General features: G+C 69.7%; 17 protein-coding genes. 13 read left to right on the top strand and 4 right to left on the bottom strand.

The window, feature by feature from the left end; all coding sequences use genetic code 11:
- Positions 1–58 precede the first annotated feature (58 nt).
- A complete protein-coding gene (locus tag ACFC06_RS28815) occupies positions 59–715 on the bottom strand; it encodes a phosphate uptake regulator PhoU (RefSeq protein ID WP_375938561.1) in 657 nt (218 codons plus the stop codon).
- A gap of 96 nt (positions 716–811) precedes the next feature.
- Here ACFC06_RS28815 and ACFC06_RS28810 point away from each other — a divergent pair, with 96 nt between their 5' ends.
- The 11 genes from ACFC06_RS28810 (at position 812) to ACFC06_RS28760 (ending at position 12,516) form a co-directional block, all read left to right on the top strand.
- Positions 812–1,906: a calcium:proton antiporter gene (locus tag ACFC06_RS28810; RefSeq protein WP_375938558.1), complete on the top strand. Its 1,095-nt coding sequence runs from the start codon at positions 812–814 to the stop codon at positions 1,904–1,906.
- Positions 1,907–2,104: 198 nt separating this feature from the next.
- Positions 2,105–2,950, top strand: coding sequence for an MlaE family ABC transporter permease (locus tag ACFC06_RS28805; RefSeq protein WP_375938555.1), 846 nt, complete (start codon positions 2,105–2,107; stop codon positions 2,948–2,950).
- On the top strand, positions 2,950–3,816 hold the full coding sequence (locus ACFC06_RS28800) for an ABC transporter permease (RefSeq protein WP_278266093.1): 867 nt from the start codon (positions 2,950–2,952) through the stop codon (positions 3,814–3,816). The genes ACFC06_RS28805 and ACFC06_RS28800 overlap by 1 nt, the downstream gene beginning before the upstream one ends.
- Before the next feature lie 4 nt (positions 3,817–3,820).
- Complete coding sequence (locus ACFC06_RS28795) at positions 3,821–4,855, top strand: MlaD family protein (protein ID WP_375938551.1); 1,035 nt, start codon at positions 3,821–3,823, stop codon at positions 4,853–4,855.
- On the top strand, positions 4,852–5,856 hold the full coding sequence (locus ACFC06_RS28790) for an MlaD family protein (RefSeq protein ID WP_375938548.1): 1,005 nt from the start codon (positions 4,852–4,854) through the stop codon (positions 5,854–5,856). The genes ACFC06_RS28795 and ACFC06_RS28790 overlap by 4 nt, the downstream gene beginning before the upstream one ends.
- Positions 5,844–6,845, top strand: a complete 1,002-nt coding sequence (locus tag ACFC06_RS28785; RefSeq protein WP_375938545.1) for an MlaD family protein — start codon at positions 5,844–5,846, stop codon at positions 6,843–6,845. The genes ACFC06_RS28790 and ACFC06_RS28785 overlap by 13 nt, the downstream gene beginning before the upstream one ends.
- A complete protein-coding gene (locus ACFC06_RS28780) occupies positions 6,845–7,933 on the top strand; it encodes an MlaD family protein (protein WP_375938542.1) in 1,089 nt (362 codons plus the stop codon). Before ACFC06_RS28785 ends, ACFC06_RS28780 begins: the two co-directional genes overlap by 1 nt.
- On the top strand, positions 7,930–8,976 hold the full coding sequence (locus ACFC06_RS28775) for an MlaD family protein (RefSeq protein WP_375938539.1): 1,047 nt from the start codon (positions 7,930–7,932) through the stop codon (positions 8,974–8,976). Before ACFC06_RS28780 ends, ACFC06_RS28775 begins: the two co-directional genes overlap by 4 nt.
- Complete coding sequence (locus ACFC06_RS28770) at positions 8,973–9,932, top strand: MlaD family protein (RefSeq protein WP_375938536.1); 960 nt, start codon at positions 8,973–8,975, stop codon at positions 9,930–9,932. Before ACFC06_RS28775 ends, ACFC06_RS28770 begins: the two co-directional genes overlap by 4 nt.
- A gap of 133 nt (positions 9,933–10,065) precedes the next feature.
- A complete protein-coding gene (locus ACFC06_RS28765; protein ID WP_375938533.1) occupies positions 10,066–10,725 on the top strand; it encodes a hypothetical protein in 660 nt (219 codons plus the stop codon).
- Between the two features lie 216 nt (positions 10,726–10,941).
- Positions 10,942–12,516: a Na+/H+ antiporter gene (locus ACFC06_RS28760; protein WP_375938530.1), complete on the top strand. Its 1,575-nt coding sequence runs from the start codon at positions 10,942–10,944 to the stop codon at positions 12,514–12,516.
- A gap of 6 nt (positions 12,517–12,522) precedes the next feature.
- On the opposite strand, the gene ACFC06_RS28755 is transcribed toward ACFC06_RS28760, so the two are convergent.
- Positions 12,523–13,245 carry a VIT family protein gene (locus ACFC06_RS28755; protein WP_375938527.1) on the bottom strand — a complete coding sequence of 241 codons (723 nt, stop codon included), beginning with the start codon at positions 13,243–13,245 and terminating at the stop codon, positions 12,523–12,525.
- A gap of 9 nt (positions 13,246–13,254) precedes the next feature.
- Positions 13,255–13,848, bottom strand: coding sequence for a YdcF family protein (locus ACFC06_RS28750; protein ID WP_375938524.1), 594 nt, complete (start codon positions 13,846–13,848; stop codon positions 13,255–13,257).
- Between the two features lie 63 nt (positions 13,849–13,911).
- Between ACFC06_RS28750 and ACFC06_RS28745 the strand changes: the two genes are divergently transcribed.
- A complete protein-coding gene (locus ACFC06_RS28745) occupies positions 13,912–15,408 on the top strand; it encodes a flavin-containing monooxygenase (RefSeq protein ID WP_375938521.1) in 1,497 nt (498 codons plus the stop codon).
- Positions 15,409–15,488: 80 nt separating this feature from the next.
- Entirely contained in the window at positions 15,489–15,893 is a 405-nt protein-coding gene (locus ACFC06_RS28740; RefSeq protein ID WP_375938518.1) for a hypothetical protein, read from the top strand.
- A 51-nt stretch (positions 15,894–15,944) separates the two neighbouring features.
- Here the strand turns inward: ACFC06_RS28740 and ACFC06_RS28735 are convergent, their stop codons facing one another.
- The gene (locus tag ACFC06_RS28735; RefSeq protein ID WP_375938515.1) at positions 15,945–16,397 is read right to left on the bottom strand and encodes a MarR family winged helix-turn-helix transcriptional regulator; all 453 of its coding nucleotides are present in this window, start codon (positions 16,395–16,397) and stop codon (positions 15,945–15,947) included.
- Positions 16,398–16,943: the final 546 nt, after the last annotated feature.

Below are 16,943 nucleotides of genomic sequence, written 5' to 3'. Positions count from 1 at the left end.
CTATCGAGTGAGGTGACCCCCGGAATCACCGGGCAAACAGATGGTGACGTATTTCACGTCAATCCGCCAGCGAACCGGCCTCGGGCGGAATTCCGGTGTCCAGGAAGCGGATCAGGCGGGCGATGCGCGCGGCGTGATCGGCGCAGCGCTGGAACTGACTGCCCAGCAGGGCCAGATCGATCGCGGCGCCCGCGTCGACCTGTGCCGCCGGTGCGATCAGGGCGGTGCGCAGCTCGGCGCACAGGGCGCTCATGGCATCGGCGTCGGTGCCGTCGTCGGCGACGAACCGGCCGGTCGCCACCGACGAACTCACCCGCGCAACGCATTCCGCGGCCAGCGTGCCCATGGCCACCAGCGCGGCGAGCACCGGCGCGGGCGCGACCGCGCGCGGATGCGCCCGATAGACGTACTGCCCAGCGGTTTCCGTGCGCCTGCCGATGCGCGAGAGCTCCCCGGCGATCTGGATCGCGGTCACCACATGGCGCAGGTCGCGCGCGACCGGGGCCTGGAGCGCGAGCAGTGCCATGGTCCGGGTTTCGCAGGCGGCGAACATCTCCTGGAGTCGCTCGTCGAGCGCGAAGACCTCGTAGGTCGCCGCGAGATCGGCGCCTGCCAGCGCCTCGGTGACCCGTTCGGTCGCATCGTGGGCCAGGCGCGACATGAGGGTGAGCTCGTTGGACAACTCGACGAGCTCGAGGGTGAACTGGGTCCGCACGCGCTGAATTGTTCCCCATCGGGGCGCGTGGAGTGAATCCATCGAGGGAATCCGTGATCTCCGGGCAATTCGGACACACCTGGAAGGATGGGGGGCATGATTGCCGCGTTGACGACCAGATGGACCCTGTACGTGCCCATACTCGCCGCCCTCGTGCTCGCACTCAGCTGGGGGCGTTCCGTGCCGGGATTGATCGTCGCGCTGGTGAGTCTGGCGCTGGTCGGCGCCGTGCTGGCGGCGGTGTACCACGCGGAGGTGGTGGCCCACCGGGTCGGTGAACCGTTCGGCTCGCTGGTGCTGGCGGTCGCGGTGACCGTGATCGAGGTCGCGCTGATCGTCACCATGATGGTCTCGGGCGGGGAGAAGGCGGCCTCGCTGGCGCGCGACACCGTCTTCGCCGCGGTGATGATCACCTGCAACGGCATCTTCGGCCTGGTGCTGCTGGTCGGCGCCCTGCGCAGGCGGGTCGCGGTGTTCAATTCCGAGGGCACCGGCGCCGCCCTGGCGACGGTGGCCACCATCGCGACCTTGAGTCTGGTGCTGCCCACCTTCACCACCAGCAAACCCGGCCCGGAGTTCTCGGTGGCCCAGCTGGCCTTCGCCGCGGTCGCCTCGCTGCTGCTCTACGGCCTGTTCGTGATGGTGCAGACGGTGCGTCATCCCGACGACTTCCTGCCCGTCGAGGACGGCGGCGCGGTGGACGACGACGATGACCCGCACGGTGCGCTGCCGTCGAAGAAGACCGCGCTGAGCAGCCTCGGTCTGCTGGTGCTGGCCCTGATCTGCGTGGTCGGCCTGGCCAAGGTGGTCTCGCCGACGCTGGAGTCGGCGGTGAACTCCGCCGGGCTGCCGCAGTCGGCGGTCGGCGTGGTGATCGCGATGCTGGTGCTGCTGCCCGAGACGCTGGCCGCGGTGAACTCCGCGCGCCGCAATCGCGTGCAGATCGGCCTGAACCTGGCCCTGGGTTCGGCCATGGCCAGCATCGGCCTGACCATCCCGGTGATCGCGATCGCGACGATCTGGCTCAGCGGCCCGCTGGTGCTCGGCCTGGGTGCCACCCAGATGGTGCTGCTCGCGCTCACCGTCGCGGTGGGCACGCTCACCATCGTTCCCGGCCGCGCGACGCTGCTGCACGGTGGCGTCCACCTGGCGTTGTTCGCCGCGTTCGTGTTCCTGGCCGCCAGTCCGTAGCTGAAGTGTTGCGGATCACAAGGGTCCGTTAGCTGTCATCGGAACGCGTCGAAAGAGACGAGGGTCACTACCCGGAAATTTTGTTGTGACGCAGAGTACCGGTTAGCTTGCTGGAGTTGGCACCGACGCCGAAGCCAGAGAGTGCGGTATGAAAACCACCATCCGCCGCGCTTCGCGAGTGGGCCGGGGGCATCCCTGATGTCCACCGATCTGCATTCCGCGAAGCCGGATTCCGCTAGCCAGATCGTCCGCAAGAATTTCACCGACACGGTCGTGTCGTCGTTGCGGACCTTCGGTCGCGCGGTCGACCTCGCCCAGGAGTCGGTCACCGGCACGATCACCGATGTCGCGCGCCGTCAGTTCCAGTGGCGCGAGACGCTGGTGCAGGCCTGGCGCCTGATCACCGTCACCGCCATCCCCGCGATCCTGATGGCCATCCCGTTCGGGGTGATCGTCTCGATCCAGGTCGGCAACCTGATCCACAGCCTCGGCGCGGACTCCATGCTCGGCGCCACCGGCGGTCTGGGCGTCATCAAGCAGGGCGCCCCGATCGCGACGGGCTTCCTGCTCGGTGGCGCCGGCGCGGCGGCCATCGCGGCCGACCTGGGCGCGCGCACCATCCGCGAGGAGATCGACGCGCTCAACACCATGGGCATCAGCCCGGTGCACCGGCTGGTCATCCCGCGCATGATGGCGATGCTCATCGTGGCGCCGATGCTCAATGTGCTGATCATCTTCGTCGGCGTGCTCGCCGGATACGCGGTCGCCGTCGGCGGCCAGGGCGTCACCCCGGGCAGCTACTGGTCGACCTTCGGCTCCTTCGCCACCGCCGGTGACGTGTGGGTCTCGCTGCTCAAGGCACTGATCTTCGGCTTCCTGGTCGTGGTCATCTCCTGCCAGCGCGGACTCGAGGCCAAGGGCGGCCCGCGCGGTGTCGCCGACGCGGTGAACGCCGCGGTGGTGCTCTCGGTGGTCTCGATCGCGATCGTGAACCTGCTGGCCACCCAGATCAGTGCCATGTTCCTGCCGACGAAGCTGGCGTGATGGCTGCCTCCTCCTACATCCCCACCTCGCTGCACTGGCTGCGCAAGCCCGCGCGCCTGGGCCGCAAGATCACCTCCGCGGGCGAATCGCTCGGCTTCGTGGCCGTGTTCGTCTGGCAGGTGCTGTCCTCGGTGCCGCTCACGCTGCGCCGCTACCGCGACGAGACACTGCGCGCGGTCACCGACATGACCTGGGGCCGCGGCTCGATCATCGTCGGCGGCGGCACCGTGCCGATGATGATCGTGCTCGGCCTGGTCATGGGCGCCTCGGTCGGCGTGGAGTCCTTCGCCTCGCTCGACATGCTCGGCATGGGCCCGGTCACCGGCGTCATCTCGGCCTACGCCACCACCCGTGAGCTGGCCCCGATCGCGGCGGCCATCGGCTTCGCCGCCCAGGCGGGCTGCCGCATCACCGCCGAGATCGGCTCGATGCGCATCTCCGAGGAGATCGACGCCATCGAGGCGCTCGGCCTGCGCTCGGTGCCCTTCGTGGTCACCACCCGCGTGATCGCCGGCGCCATCGCCATCGTGCCGACCTTCCTGATCGCGCTGATCCTGTCCTACGGCGCCTGCCGCGGGCTGCTCACGATGGTCTACGGGCAGTCGGCCGGTGTCTACGACCACTACTTCTTCCAGTTCATCTCCGGCTTCGACATGATCGCCGCGGTGATCAAGGTCGCCGTGTTCGGCACCGTCGTGATCCTGGTGCACAGCTATTTCGGATTCTTCGCCACCGGTGGCCCCGAGGGCGTCGGCATCGCCTCCGGCCGCGCGGTCCGGGCCAGTTCGGTGGCGATCGTCGCCATCGACATGGTGCTGTCGATCGTGCTGTGGGGCTTCAACTCGGCGATCAGTTTTACGGGGTGAGGTAGTGCCGAATTACGGAATGCCCGGCGTGGCCGCCGACCGACGGACCTCCCGGCTGACCGGGGCGGTCATCCTCGGCATCATCGCCGCGGTCGTGCTCGCCACCGTCGTCTACAACAATGTGAAGACCGAGGACGGCCTGCGCATCGCGCTGCACACCGAACACCTCGGTGACGGCATCAGCGCCGGCAGCCAGGTCCGCATCGACGGTGTCACCGTCGGCGAGGTCGCCGAAGTGGCCCCCGGCGAGCGCGGCACCCAGCAGATCTCGCTGCTGCTCGACGCCGAGCGCCTGCACGGCATCGACGACAGCCTCGCCGTCGACTACGCCCCGACCAACCTGTTCGGCATCGCGGAGCTGGAACTGCGCCGCGGCACCGGCGGCGCGCCGCTGCGCGAGGGCGCGGTCCTCGACCTCACCGGCGCCAACTCCGGCCGCGTCTACGACGCGACCATGAGCGCCATCCTGCGCAGCCTGTCCCAGGTCGGCATGACGGTGACCAGCCCGCAGATGGCGACCGTGGTCTCCCAGCTGGCCGCCGACTTCAAGGCGTTCACCCCGCTGGTGCAGGCGCTGATCACCGTGGCCAAGACCATCGCCGACAACCAGGACGTCTCCCCGTCGGAGCTGTTCGGCAGGCTCGGCCCGGCCTTCGAGGGCGGCGGCGAGTTCGCCGGCGCCACCATGCAGGTGATCGACACCCTCAGCGAGATCAAGGTGACCCAGGTCGACAAGGACCGCTACGACATCGGCGTCGGTGTGATCGGCGGCAGCATCCTGCCCGCCCTGACCACCACCGTGAACACCGCGGGCGGCCACTTCGCCGAGACCACCGACATGCTCGCGCCCATGCTCTACGCGCTGGCCCAGATGTCGCCCAACCCGGCACAGACCGGCGCCGACCTGCGCGCCCTGCTCACCAACCTGCTCGGCGCCATGCCGGTGGGACCGGAGGGCCCGGTGCTCAACCTCGACGTCGAGCTCGCCGGTGTCCCGGCACTGGCGGTGCCGCTGTTCGGAAAGGACGGTGCGCGATGAAGATCGGTGGCGTAGCGCTGCGACTCGGCGCGTTCGCACTGGTGATGGTCGCCGTGCTCGGGCTCGTGTTCACCCTGATCAAGCGCCCGGTCTCCGGTGACACCGCGGCCCACGACGCGCTGTTCACCGACGCCAACGGCCTCAAGGTCGGCAACGACGTGCGCATGTTCGGCGTGCAGGTGGGCAAGGTCGAGAAGATCAGCCTCGAGGGCGACAAGGCCAAGGTCCACCTCACGGTCAAGACCGACACCCCCATCTACGACAACAGCAAACTGGCCATCCGCTACCAGAACCTCACCGGCCAGCGCTACATCGATCTCCAGCAGGCGACGGTGCCGGGCACCCGCATCGCCGCCGACGCCCGCATCGGCGCGAACATGACCGTCCCGTCCTTCGACGTGACCAGCCTGTTCAGCGGTTTGAAGCCGGTGCTGGCGACGCTGTCGCCGGAGGCGATCAACCAGTTCACCGCCAGCATGCTGGCCGTCATCGAGGGCGACGGCAGCGGCCTTGGCCCCGCGCTCACCGCGATCGACCAGCTCGCCGGCTACGCCGAGGACCGTCAGCAGGTGGTCAGCACGCTGATCCGCAACCTGTCGACGCTCTCGGAACGCCACGGCGGCCAGGTCGGTCATCTGCTGCCGCTGCTGGCCCGGCTCACCGACATCTTCGAGGCCATGCAGCGCAATATCGGTGGCGTCGTGCAGTTCGCGATGACCGCGCCCTCGGTGCTCGGCCCGGTCGACCGGATGCTCGCCTCGCTCGGCCTGACCGAGGGCGGCGGCGCCGATGTCGACGCGCTGATCGCGAACCTCTTCCCGGACCCGCAACAGGCGGTCGAGGTCTTCGGGCGGCTGCCCGGCCTGCTCGCCGGTTTCGACGCCTCGCTCTCGCGCGGGTTCGCCGACTTCACACCGCACTGCAGCAACGGCGCCGCCGAGGTGCCCGCGCCCCTGCAGGTGCTGATCGCCGGACAGAAGGTCACGATATGCAACGCCTGACGAAGTTCTTCTCCGGCGACCGCCCGATCCTCGACGAAGCATCCAAGCGCGCACGGGAACTGCGCCTGGGCATCATCGGCCTGGCCCTGGTGGTGCTGTTCATGATCGGCGCCGGCATCGTCTACGTGGTGCCGCTGGGCAAGCACACCTACACCGCCGAACTCAGCGAGGCCCAGTCGGTGCGCGAGGGCGACGACGTGCGCCTGGCCGGTATCTCGGTCGGCAGCGTCACCTCCCTGGAGCTGAAGCCGGACAAGGTGATCATGCGATTCACCGTCGACAACGACGTGTTCGTCGGCGATCAGACCTCCCTCGACATCCGCATGCTCACCGTGGTCGGCGGCCACTACGTCGCGCTGTACCCCGCGGGCTCGCAGCCGCTGGGCGAGACGGCCATCCCGGCCGACCGGATCCGCCTGCCCTACAGCCTGATCGAGACCTTCCAGGACGCCACCACCCCGCTGGCCACCGTCGACGGCGACACCGTGCGCAAGAACCTGGCCGCCGCCAACGACGCCATCGCCAACTCCCCGGAGGCGCTGCGCGGCACCCTCGACACCGTCGGCAAATACGTCGACATGCTCGACCGCCAGCGTTCGCAGGTCTCGCGCTCGATCGCCATCCTCGACGAGTACATCTCCATGTACGACGGCGCCAAGTCCGATCTGGGCAGGCTGATGGACAACGTCAACCTGCTCGAGGACATGCTGCTGAGCCGCAAAGCCGAACTGGCCGAGGCGGTCCGGCTGCTCACCTCGGTGGTCGGCAGGCTCGCCGGGCTCGCCCCCTCCTGGGACTCGACCCTGAAGCCGCAGGCCCAGGCCCTGGCCGACGCGCTGCCCAAGCTGCAGGAACTGAGCGGTCAGTTCGAGCCGCTGCTCGGCACCGTCGGCTCCTTGCAGACCAAGCTCACCGAGCTGGGCGCGGGCGTGGTCGTCGACCAGTCCGGCACCCAGGTGTGCGTGCCGCTGCCCGGGAAGGACTGCTGATGCTGAAACGACTGCTCGGCTCGCAGGCGTTCATGTCGATCGCGGGTGTCGGCGTGCTGGTCGCGCTGGTGGCGGCGGGCTACTTCGTCGCCTTCGACCCGCTGAAGAAGACCGAATCCTATTGCGCGATCATGCCCGACGCGATCGGCCTGTATCCCGGCAACCACGTCACCATGCGCGGTATCGATGTCGGTGAGGTGACCGCGGTGCGCAACGAGGGCGCCACTGTCCGTGTCGATTTCGAGGTCGACGCCGACCATCCGGTCCTGGCCGACGCCTCGGCGACCACGGTCGCCTACTCGGTGGCCGCCGACCGCAACCTGGCCGTGCTCAGCAGCGGCAAGGACACCCGCGAGTTCGGCCCCGGCTGCATCACCAAAACCCTGACGCCCAAGAGCATCACCGAGACCCTCACCGCGCTGGCGAGCCTGTCCGAGCAGCTCTCCGGCGGCGAGGCCGGTCAGCCCACCGCGCTGGTCGACGGCCTGGCCGCACTGGACCGCGCCACCGTGGGCACCGGCCCCACCGTCAACGAACTCGTGCACAAGCTGGGTTCGGCGATGAACCAGCCCGACGCCGACATCGGCCATCTCGCAGGTCTTTTCGACGCCTTCGCCTCGGTCTCCAACCGGGTGGCCGCCAACTGGGGCGACCTGCAGTCCATGCTCACCCGGCTCGCGCCGCTGCTGAGCCAGTCCTCCGACGACCTGCTCGGCCCGGCGACCACCCTGTTCGACGGTCTGGGCGAGCTGCTGCCGATGCTCAACGACTTCGCCACCATCCTCGGTGACCCGCTGATCGGCGCGCTCGACGGCGCCGTCCCGCTGGTGAAGTTGTTGCGCGCCAACGCCGGATCGCTCGGCGAGATCGTGGCCAAGACCCCCGCGCTGGCCACGGCCCTGCGCGGGGTCACCGAAGGCACCGCGATCACCTACGCCCCACCGCGGGTGGCGCTGCCCGCCGGCGAGGCCGACCAGGTCTGCGCCGCGGTGAACGCGCTCGTCCCCGGCCAGTGCGCCGACCCGGCGCAGGGCCTGTCCGATATGAACCTCGCGCAGGTCGTGCTGGGAATGGCAGGTGCTCGATGAACACGCGAAAGACTGTGCGGCACGGCATGATCGCGGCCCTGGTCGCGGCGGGGCTCGCCGTCGGCGGCTGCGGCTTCGACCCCGCCGAGGTGCCGGTGCCCGGTGCCACCCTCAGCGGCCCGACCTACCGGGTGAACATCGAGTTCAGCAGCGCGCTGAACCTGCCCGCGAAATCGAAGGTGATCGCCAACGGCGCCGAGATCGGCATCGTCGAGGGCGTGCGGGTGGTCCAGCCCGCCGACGCCCCCGCCGGTCGCGGCGGCTACGTCGTCGTCGAGGCCGACATCCGCGACTCGGTGCAGCTGCCCACCTCCACCATCGCCGAACTGCGCCAGGACACCATCCTCGGTGACATCCACCTGTCGCTGACCACCCCCAAGGACGGCTTCGGCCAACTGCTGCGCGACGGCGGCACCATCGGCATCGACCACACCAAACCACCGGTCCAGCTCGAGGACACCATGGCGACGATGGCCCTGTTCGTGCAGGGCGGTGCCATCGGACAGCTCCAGGAGATGATCGGCCGGATCAACTCGGTCATGCCGCAGGACCCGAAGGAGACCGCGCGCATCTCCGCGGTCATGGGCGCCGACGCCGCCGACCTGGCCGCCAACCTCGACCAGGTCGACCTGCTGGTCGACGGCCTGGCCGCCAATGCCGAGGTCATGGTCGGCATCGGCCCCGAGCTCACCAACATCCTCACCCCCGAGGCCGTCACCGCGCTCACCGGCACCGCCGACTCGATCGCCAAGACGATGAAGATCTTCGACGCCCTGGGCCCGGTAGGCTCCTCGCTGACCTGGCTCGCACCGGTCGCCAACTCCGGTGACGCGGCCGTGGCGGCCTTCCTGCCGCTGGCCACCGGCGGCGCACCCGACTCGCGCACCCCGGGCAACATGGCCCTGCTCAGCACCCTGTTGCAGGAGCGCGTGCTGCCGTTCGCGCAGAAACCGCAGGTGAATGTGACCGGTGTGCAGGTCTCCGAGGAGGAACGGGTCGAGCAGATCGTCACCGCCCTGCGGATGATCGGAATGGTGCGATGAAGATCGGTGCCCTGGCCTCACTGGGCGGTATCGCCGCCATCACCGTCCTCGGTGCGAGCTATCTGACCTTCGGCGTCGTGCGCGTCGACCCGTTCGCCGACTACACCGAGGCCTCGATCGAACTGGCCAACTCCGGCGGTCTCAGCGTCGGCTCGCCGATCCTGCTCACCGGCATCGAGATCGGCAAGGTCACCGCGGTCGACACCTCGGCGGCCGGGCGCGTGCAGGTCGGTTTCCGCTTCGGCGCCGAGCACAAGGTGCCGATGAGCAGCGTCGTCACCATCGAGCACCTGTCCTCGCTGGGTGAGCCGTACGTGCAGTTCGTCCCGCGCGGTGCCGACGGGCCGTTCGTCGCCGACGGTCAGCACCTGGCGGGGGAGAACGTGCGCACCCCGATGTCGATCCCGGAGGTCGCGCGGCTGGTCACCAAGACCGTCGAGCAGCTCGACCCCACCGTCGTCGGCTCGCTGGTCGACACCCTCGGCACGGCCATGGTCGGCACCGAGAACGTCATCCCGGAGCTGGCCAGGGCCGGTGACCTGCTGGCCGCCGCCATCATGAGCCGCGCGCCCGCCATCGCCGAACTGCAGAACAACTTCGAGTACGTCTCCGGCGACATCGGCTGGGCCGGCCCGGCCACCTCGGCCGCCGCCCCGGAATTCCGGCGGCTGGCGCACGTCATCGATCAGTTCGTCGAGTCGGTCGGCCGGGTGAGTGCCGCGGGCGGCGATCCGGAGATGTACCTGCGCGACGGCGGCCTGGTGCCCTTCCTGCAGGAGCTCACCGCCAAGCTCGACGAGCTCGGTCCCGAGCTGTCGGCGCTGCTGCCCGGCCTGCGTCCGCTCACCGAATCGGTGACCGCCGCGGGCCCGCAGCTCGACCTCGGCGCCCTGATCGCCCAGGCTCTGCACAACACCGACGCCGACGCGGTGAAGGTTCGGGTCGCGATCAAGTAAACATCTGGCAACCACTGGATATAGGTATTCGCCCTGGCCAGTGGTAGTCGGTTGCGGTGCGGCCATCGGCGAGCAACCGTGCGGTAGCCTGCTGGACGAGGGGGAGTCCTGGTCCGCGGTCGAAGGCGGTGCGATGGCAGAGAGCAGCGAAGCCCCCGAGCAGGAATCCGGGCGCAGTACTCGAACGATCGCGATCGCGGCGGTGCTGGCCGCGCTGCTCGCGCTCGTCGTCGCCCTCGGCCTGCTGCTGCGCGCCGGCCAGGGCGACGAGAACGACCCGGTCAACCCGATGCGCGGCAACAGCGGCCTGCCGGTCGGTGACGAGTCCTCCGATCACGAAGCCACCGATGTCGGCTTCGCCCCACCCTGGCCCGCGCGCCGCGTCGGCGGCAACTGCTCGGCGGGCGGGATCGTCGCGCACTGGCGAGTCGAGGACGACGGCGCCTGGCAGTGCACGGCCACCACCCCCGACAACCCGGCCCCGGTCACCAACGCACCCCCACCACCCCCCGCCGACCCCGCCGCACCCCCTGCTCCCGGCCCCGCTCCGGAACCGGCCCCGGTCGAAGCCCCCGCGCCTCCGCCACCGCCGGTGCCCGAACCACCGCCCCCACCGGCATACGAGCCGCCGCCGGTCTACAACCCGCCACCCCCGCCGGAACCCGAACCCGCGCCGGTCCCCGAGCCCGCCCCGGCCCCGGCCCCGGCGCCGCCACCGCCCCCACCCGCCATCCAACTCCCGTTCCCGCTCCCCCCGATCCTGCTCCCACCGGCCGCCGCCACCCTCGGCTGACATCCCGCCCACGCCCAGCCAACGAGCGTGCCCCTCGCTGCTCCGTCACCGCCGCCGCAACCGGGTCTTACCGGCTGGCCTGCGCACCGTCGCCGTGACCGGGCGGGGTGCGACTGGCTGGGCCCAAGCATCGCTGCCGTGGCCGGGGTGGGAGGTGTCGTCCCGACCGGCGGGTCGGCCTCCGGGGCCCGCCGGAATCCGTGACACTGGTCGGCTATGGACCAGTTGGTGCTCACTCTGGTGATCCTGCTCGCGGCCGTGCTCGCCGAGTCCTTCGGTGACCGCATCGGTGTCGCCCCGTCGATCCTGATGACGGTCTTCGGCTGCCTGCTCGCGGTGATCCCGGCCGTGCCGAGCCTGAACATCCCGCCCGAACTGATCCTGCCGGTGGTGCTGCCCCCACTGCTCTACGCCGCCGCCCGCCGCACCTCCTGGCGCCAATTCGCCGAGAACTGGCAGATCATCGCCCTGCGCGCGGTCGGCCTGGTGATCGTCACCGCCGTCGCGGTCGCCGCGGTCTTCCACGCCTGGAACCCGGCCGTCGCGGTCGCCGCGGGCGTGGTGCTCGGCGCGCTGGTCGCCCCACCCGACCCGGTCGCGGCCACCTCCATGGCGGGCAGGCTCGGGCTGCCCCGCCGCCTGATCGTCACCCTCGGCGGCGAGGGCCTGTTCAACGATGTCACCGCGATCGTCATCTACACCGTCGGCATCCAGGCCGTGGTCACCGGCCTGTTCTCGCCCTGGCACGCCCTGGGCGATTTCGTGCTGGCCGCGGTGGTCGGGCTCGGCGTCGGCCTGGCACTGGGCTGGGTGGGCAGCAAGTTCACCCGCTATCTCGACAACGCGACCGGCCAGGTGGCCCTGACCCTGCTGCTGCCCTTCGTCGCCTACGGCCTGGCCGAGCACTGGGAGGGCTCGGCGGTGCTCGCTGTGCTGGTCTGCGCGCTGTATCTCACCGACGCGGTGACCGAGATCGTCGACCGCGAGTACCGCCTGGTCGCCGACTCCTTCTGGGACATCACCGAAATGCTCATCACCGGTTTCGCCTTCGCCCTGATCGGCCTGGAACTGCGCGTCGTCATCGACACCACCGGCGCCAACTGGCCCGAACTGGCCGGGGTCACCGTCGCGGTGATCGCCGTGGTGGTGCTGTTGCGGCTGGTCTGGCTGCTGGTCACCTGGCTGATCAGCATGAAGCTGTGGCGCTACACCGACGAGCCGTTCACCTGGCGCGAGGTGATCGTCACCTGGTGGGCGGGCATGCGCGGGGTGGCGACGGTCGCGCTGGCGCTGGCCGTCCCGTTCACCATAGATTCCGGCGCCGACTTCCCGGCCCGCTCGGAGATCCTGTTCGTCGCCTTCGCCGTGGTCCTGTTCACGCTGCTGGTGCAGGGCCCGACCCTGCCGCTGATCGTGCGGATCACCGGCGTGCACGCCGACACCCGCGAGGAACGTGCGGTCGAACAGGCCCTGTGGACCCGCGTCCTGCACGCCGAACTCGCCGAACTCAAACGCATCGCCGCCCGCGACGACCTCCCCGACGACGTCTACGAGGACCTGCGCGACGCCCTACGCCACCTCTCGGCCAAGGCCGACCCCGAGGCCGCCGACGCCGACGCCAGAGCCACCCTGGAAAAGGAACGCGCCCTCGCCTCCCGCATGCGCGGGGTCCGGCTGGCCGTCGTCGAGGCTGGGCGCCGCGAGGCCCAGGCCGCCCGCCGCGAGCCCGGCATCCCACCCGATGTCGTCGACCGGGTCATCCGCAGGCTCGATCTCGGCCCGGCCCACTGACCCCGCTCACGCTCCGAGGGTGTCGGTGAGCGTGCCGATCGCGTAGGTGATCGCCATGGCCAGCGCGCCACCGATCACCACCCGCGGCACGGCGCGGCGCCGCAGACCGCCACCGAGCCGCGCACTGAGCGAACCGGTCAGCGCCAGCGCCACCAGCACCGCCGCGAAGGTCACCGGCACCCGCCAGCCGACCGGCGGGATCGCGATGGCCAGCAGCGGCAGCAGCGCACCGCAGGTGAACGCGATCGCCGAGGAGATCGCCGCCGCCCAGGGGTTCGTCAGCTCGCGCGGGTCCAGTCCCAGCTCGGCCTCGGCGTGCGCGGTGAACGCGTCGTGCGCGGTGAGTTCCTCGGCGACCGTGCGCGCCGTCGCCGGACTCAGCCCCTTGGCCTCGTAGATCCCCGCCAGCTCGACCAGCTCGGAGTTGGGATCGTCGGCCAGTTCTCGCCGCTCCTTCGCCAGCAGCGCCTTCTCCGAATCGCGCTGGGTACTCACCGACACGTACTCACCGGCGGCCATCGAGATCGCGCCCGCGACCAGCCCGGCGATGCCCGCGGCGAGAATCGTCTGCGTGTTGTTCGTGGTCGCGGCGACACCGACGACCAGCCCCGCGGTGGACACGATCCCGTCGTTGGCGCCGAGCACCCCGGCCCGCAGCCAGTTCAGCCGCGCGGCGAAGCTCTCGGCGTGCGGTTCGTGCGGGTGGGCGGTGGATGACGGATCCGGCACCCGGTCAGCCTAATCCGGCACCGCCCCGGCCACCCCGGGCCGCGCCGCCACCACCGCCTCGCAGCGCTGGTTCACGAAAGCCCGCAGATACCCGGCGGATTCGCGCACATACATCCACGTCCAGTATTTCGCGCCCGCGCCGGTCGCCCCCGCGACCATGGTCAGCTCGCCGTCGAAACACTTGCCCACCAGGTGCCGGGCGCGCGAGAGCTCGGGCGTCGAGGTCACCACGATGAGATGACGCCACCCGTAGATCGTCGCGCGCCGGACGATCTCGCGCGCCTCACCGTCGGTGCGCGCGGCATCGGGCGCGAAACACGAGACCCGGAACGGGAACCGCCCACCGCAGTACCGGTCCATCCGCGGATCGTCGGGCTCGTCACCCAGCGAGAGGAGCACTTCCGCGGCAACCCCGTGCTCGGCCAGCGCGATCCCCACCTCGACACGCTCGTCGGGACCACCACCGAGCACCACGACGACATCGGCGGCGCGCACCGGATCACGCTGCGGTGCGACATAGACCGGCAGCCCCGCGATCCCGGCCGCCGACACGATGACCAGTGCGCCCAGGAGCAACCACCCGGTGCGCCGGAGAATCGACACCGCCCGACGATAGGCGAAACGGCGCCCTTCTGTCCCCGCCTCGGGCCAGGCACACTGGACGCCATGACCGACTCCGCCGTTGCCCCCGAACACCTCGACGTCGTCATCGTCGGCGCAGGACTGTCCGGCATCGGGGCCGCGTATCGGCTGCAGACCGAGCATCCGCACCGCAGCTACGCCGTGCTCGAGGCCCGCGCCGATCTCGGCGGCACCTGGGACCTGTTCCGCTACCCGGGCATCCGCTCCGACTCGGACATGTTCACCCTCGGCTACCCGTTCAAGCCGTGGCGCGCGGCCAAGTCCATCGCCGACGGCGCCTCGATCCTGGACTACATCCGCGAGACGGCCCAGGAGAACGGCATCGACAAGCGCATCCGCTACGGCTCGCGGGTGATCGGCGCCGACTGGTCCTCCGCGCGGGCCCGCTGGCAGCTCACCATCGCCCACGAGGGCCCCGACGGCCCCGAGCTGAGCACCCTGACCTGCGGTTTCCTCTACGCCTGCGCCGGCTACTACGACTACCAGCAGCCGCACGACCCCGTGTTCCCCGGCCGCGCGGACTTCGCGGGCACCGTGGTGCACCCGCAGTTCTGGCCCGCCGACCTGGACGTGCGCGGCAAGCGGATCGTGGTCATCGGCAGCGGCGCCACCGCCGTCACCCTGGTCCCGTCGCTGGCGGCCGAGGCCGAGCACGTCACCATGCTGCAGCGCACACCCACCTGGATCAGCGCGGTCCCCGGCCGCGACAAGCAGGCCGACAAGATCCGCGAACTGCTCCCCGCCGGCCTGGCCCACCGGGTGATCCGCACCAAGAACATCCTGTTCATGACCGGTTTCTATCAGTACTGCCGCCGTCGCCCCGCGGCCGCGCGCAAGCTGCTCACCGGCCTGGCCACCCGCATTCTCAAAGACGCCGAGCTCGTCGCCGAGCACTTCACCCCCGACTACGACCCGTGGGACCAGCGCCTGTGCGTCGCCCCCGACGCCGACTTCTTCAAGGCGATGAAGCAGGGCAAGGCCACCGTGGTCACCGATCGCATCGAGACCTTCGTTCCCGAGGGCATCCGCCTGGCCTCGGGCGCCACGCTGCCCGCCGACATCGTCGTCACCGCCACCGGCCTGCGGCTGCTCGCCTTCGGCGGCATCGCCCCCTCGGTCGACGGCAAACCCGTCGCCCTGGACGAACAGTTCGTCTGGCAGGGCGACATGCTCACCGGCCTGCCCAATTTCGCGATCTGCGTCGGCTACACCAACGCCTCCTGGACCCTGCGCGCCGACCTCACCTCCCGCCTGGTCTGCAAGGTCCTGTCCCACCTCGACCGCACCGGTCACGACGCCGTGGTCCCGCAGCCGCGGACCACCCCCACCCCGCGCCCGCTGCTGGACCTGAACGCCGGCTACATCCTGCGCTCGATCGCCGTCTTCCCCCGCCAGGGCGACAAGCATCCGTGGCGGGTCCGCCAGAACTACCTGCTCGATGTGCTGCTCATCGCGCGCACCGACCTCGCCAGGACATTGCGCCCGGTCCGGCGCGTGCGCGAGTTCACCCACAACGGGTGAGGTGAGTCCGCGCGCGGCTTCCTACCGTCGGTATGTGCCGTTGTGGCACGTGGCGTTGACCCGACGGGAAAGGCCCAGCGATGACAACCCAGAATCAGCACCCGGTTCGCGACGGAATCGCGGCCGGAACCTCCATCGGAGCAGGCATCCTGCTCGCGGTGGTCGGTGTTCTCCAGATCCTCCAGGGAATCGCGGCGGTGGCCAACGACGATCTGATCGTCGTCGGGCCCGCATACACCTACCAGTTCGATCTGACGAGCTGGGGCTGGTGGCACATCGTGTTCGGCGCGATCGCGGTGATCGTCGCGATCGGCCTGCTGGCCGGGCAGACCTGGGGCCGGGTGTCGGCCATGGTGATCGCGGCGCTGTCGATCATCGCCAACTTCCTGTGGCTGCCCTACTACCCCTGGTGGTCGATCCTGATCATCGTGATCGACATCGTGGTCATCTGGGCGGTCGCCACCTGGCGCCCCGACCGGTACTGACCTCCACCCGCTCTCGACCGGACGCCGCTCCCGCCTCGCGGGGGCGGCGTTCTAGGTGTGCCCGGCCAGCCGGTGGGACAGCCGCTCGCCGAGCGCGGCCAACTCGATCTTCTGCGGCTCGTCGAGCCCGTCGAGCACCAGTGTGCGCACCGCCACCAGGTATTCCGGTGTCGCCGCCACCACCTTGGCCAGCCCGCTGCCGGTGAGCACCGCGTCCACCCCGCGTCCCGATTCCGCGGTCTCGCGCCGCACCCAGCCCACCCGCTCTAGCTTGGACACCACATGCGAGAGCCGCGACATCGAACCGTGCCCCCGCTCGGCCAGCGTGCTCAGCCGCATCCGGTGCGCCGGCGCCTCCCGCAACAGCGCGAGCACCCGATACTCGAAGTGCGTCACGCCGAACTCCCGTTGCAGCCGGGAGTCGAGGGCACTGGGCACCCGCATCGCCAGCGTGAGCACGGCACTCCAGGCGCGACGCTCGGTCGAATCGAGATCGTCGATCACCTCGGCCTCCTTCCACCCTGACGTTAGCTGCAAAATTGCTGAATGTCGGCAAACCTTATATCGGGGGATGGTCGGTGTCTACGTGTGACGGATCATGTCGACTGGTAGAGCCCGGAATTGGGAACCCGATCCGTTGGACGAATGATCAGTTGCCGGTGGATCGCCATCGACCGAGCAGGTGGTCAACGCTGGGGGAGTGAACGCCACCGGCGGCGGCCGAGTGCGCCCTACCTGGGGAAATACCGGATTTTCCAGGCGATTTGACTTCGTGTTCGGCGATGCGTAACTTAATTCGAGTCAGAGCGACACGGACACCGACCCGGCCACCAGATGGCAGGGAAACGAGGTAGGACGATGAGCGCCTGACTGATCATGTGTTCGGGGTCATGATGCTGGGAGCTTGCTTCCGGTGCCGGGTCTGAGCTACAGTATGAACCCTTGCCCTGCTGAAACCCCTGCTACATGTTGCGGGTGGAAGCTTGTGCGTGTGTTCTTTGAGAACTCAATAGTGTGTCGATGAATGTCAGTGCCAATATTATTATTGGT

The organism is Nocardia sp. NPDC056064, assembly GCF_042266925.1.
Taxonomy (GTDB): Bacteria; Actinomycetota; Actinomycetes; order Mycobacteriales; family Mycobacteriaceae; genus Nocardia.
Note: the sequence above shows the minus strand (reverse complement) of the source record. Positions and strands in the feature narration are given on the sequence as shown.

Coding starts and splice junctions, on each gene's coding strand:
- ACFC06_RS28770 (WP_375938536.1), top strand. CDS start 8,973: ATGAAGATCGGTGCCCTGGCCTCACTGGGCGGTATCGCCGCCATCACC.
- ACFC06_RS28810 (WP_375938558.1), top strand. CDS start 812: ATGATTGCCGCGTTGACGACCAGATGGACCCTGTACGTGCCCATACTC.
- ACFC06_RS28740 (WP_375938518.1), top strand. CDS start 15,489: ATGACAACCCAGAATCAGCACCCGGTTCGCGACGGAATCGCGGCCGGA.
- ACFC06_RS28765 (WP_375938533.1), top strand. CDS start 10,066: ATGGCAGAGAGCAGCGAAGCCCCCGAGCAGGAATCCGGGCGCAGTACT.
- ACFC06_RS28780 (WP_375938542.1), top strand. CDS start 6,845: ATGCTGAAACGACTGCTCGGCTCGCAGGCGTTCATGTCGATCGCGGGT.
- ACFC06_RS28760 (WP_375938530.1), top strand. CDS start 10,942: ATGGACCAGTTGGTGCTCACTCTGGTGATCCTGCTCGCGGCCGTGCTC.
- ACFC06_RS28800 (WP_278266093.1), top strand. CDS start 2,950: ATGGCTGCCTCCTCCTACATCCCCACCTCGCTGCACTGGCTGCGCAAG.
- ACFC06_RS28805 (WP_375938555.1), top strand. CDS start 2,105: ATGTCCACCGATCTGCATTCCGCGAAGCCGGATTCCGCTAGCCAGATC.
- ACFC06_RS28790 (WP_375938548.1), top strand. CDS start 4,852: ATGAAGATCGGTGGCGTAGCGCTGCGACTCGGCGCGTTCGCACTGGTG.
- ACFC06_RS28775 (WP_375938539.1), top strand. CDS start 7,930: ATGAACACGCGAAAGACTGTGCGGCACGGCATGATCGCGGCCCTGGTC.
- ACFC06_RS28745 (WP_375938521.1), top strand. CDS start 13,912: ATGACCGACTCCGCCGTTGCCCCCGAACACCTCGACGTCGTCATCGTC.
- ACFC06_RS28785 (WP_375938545.1), top strand. CDS start 5,844: ATGCAACGCCTGACGAAGTTCTTCTCCGGCGACCGCCCGATCCTCGAC.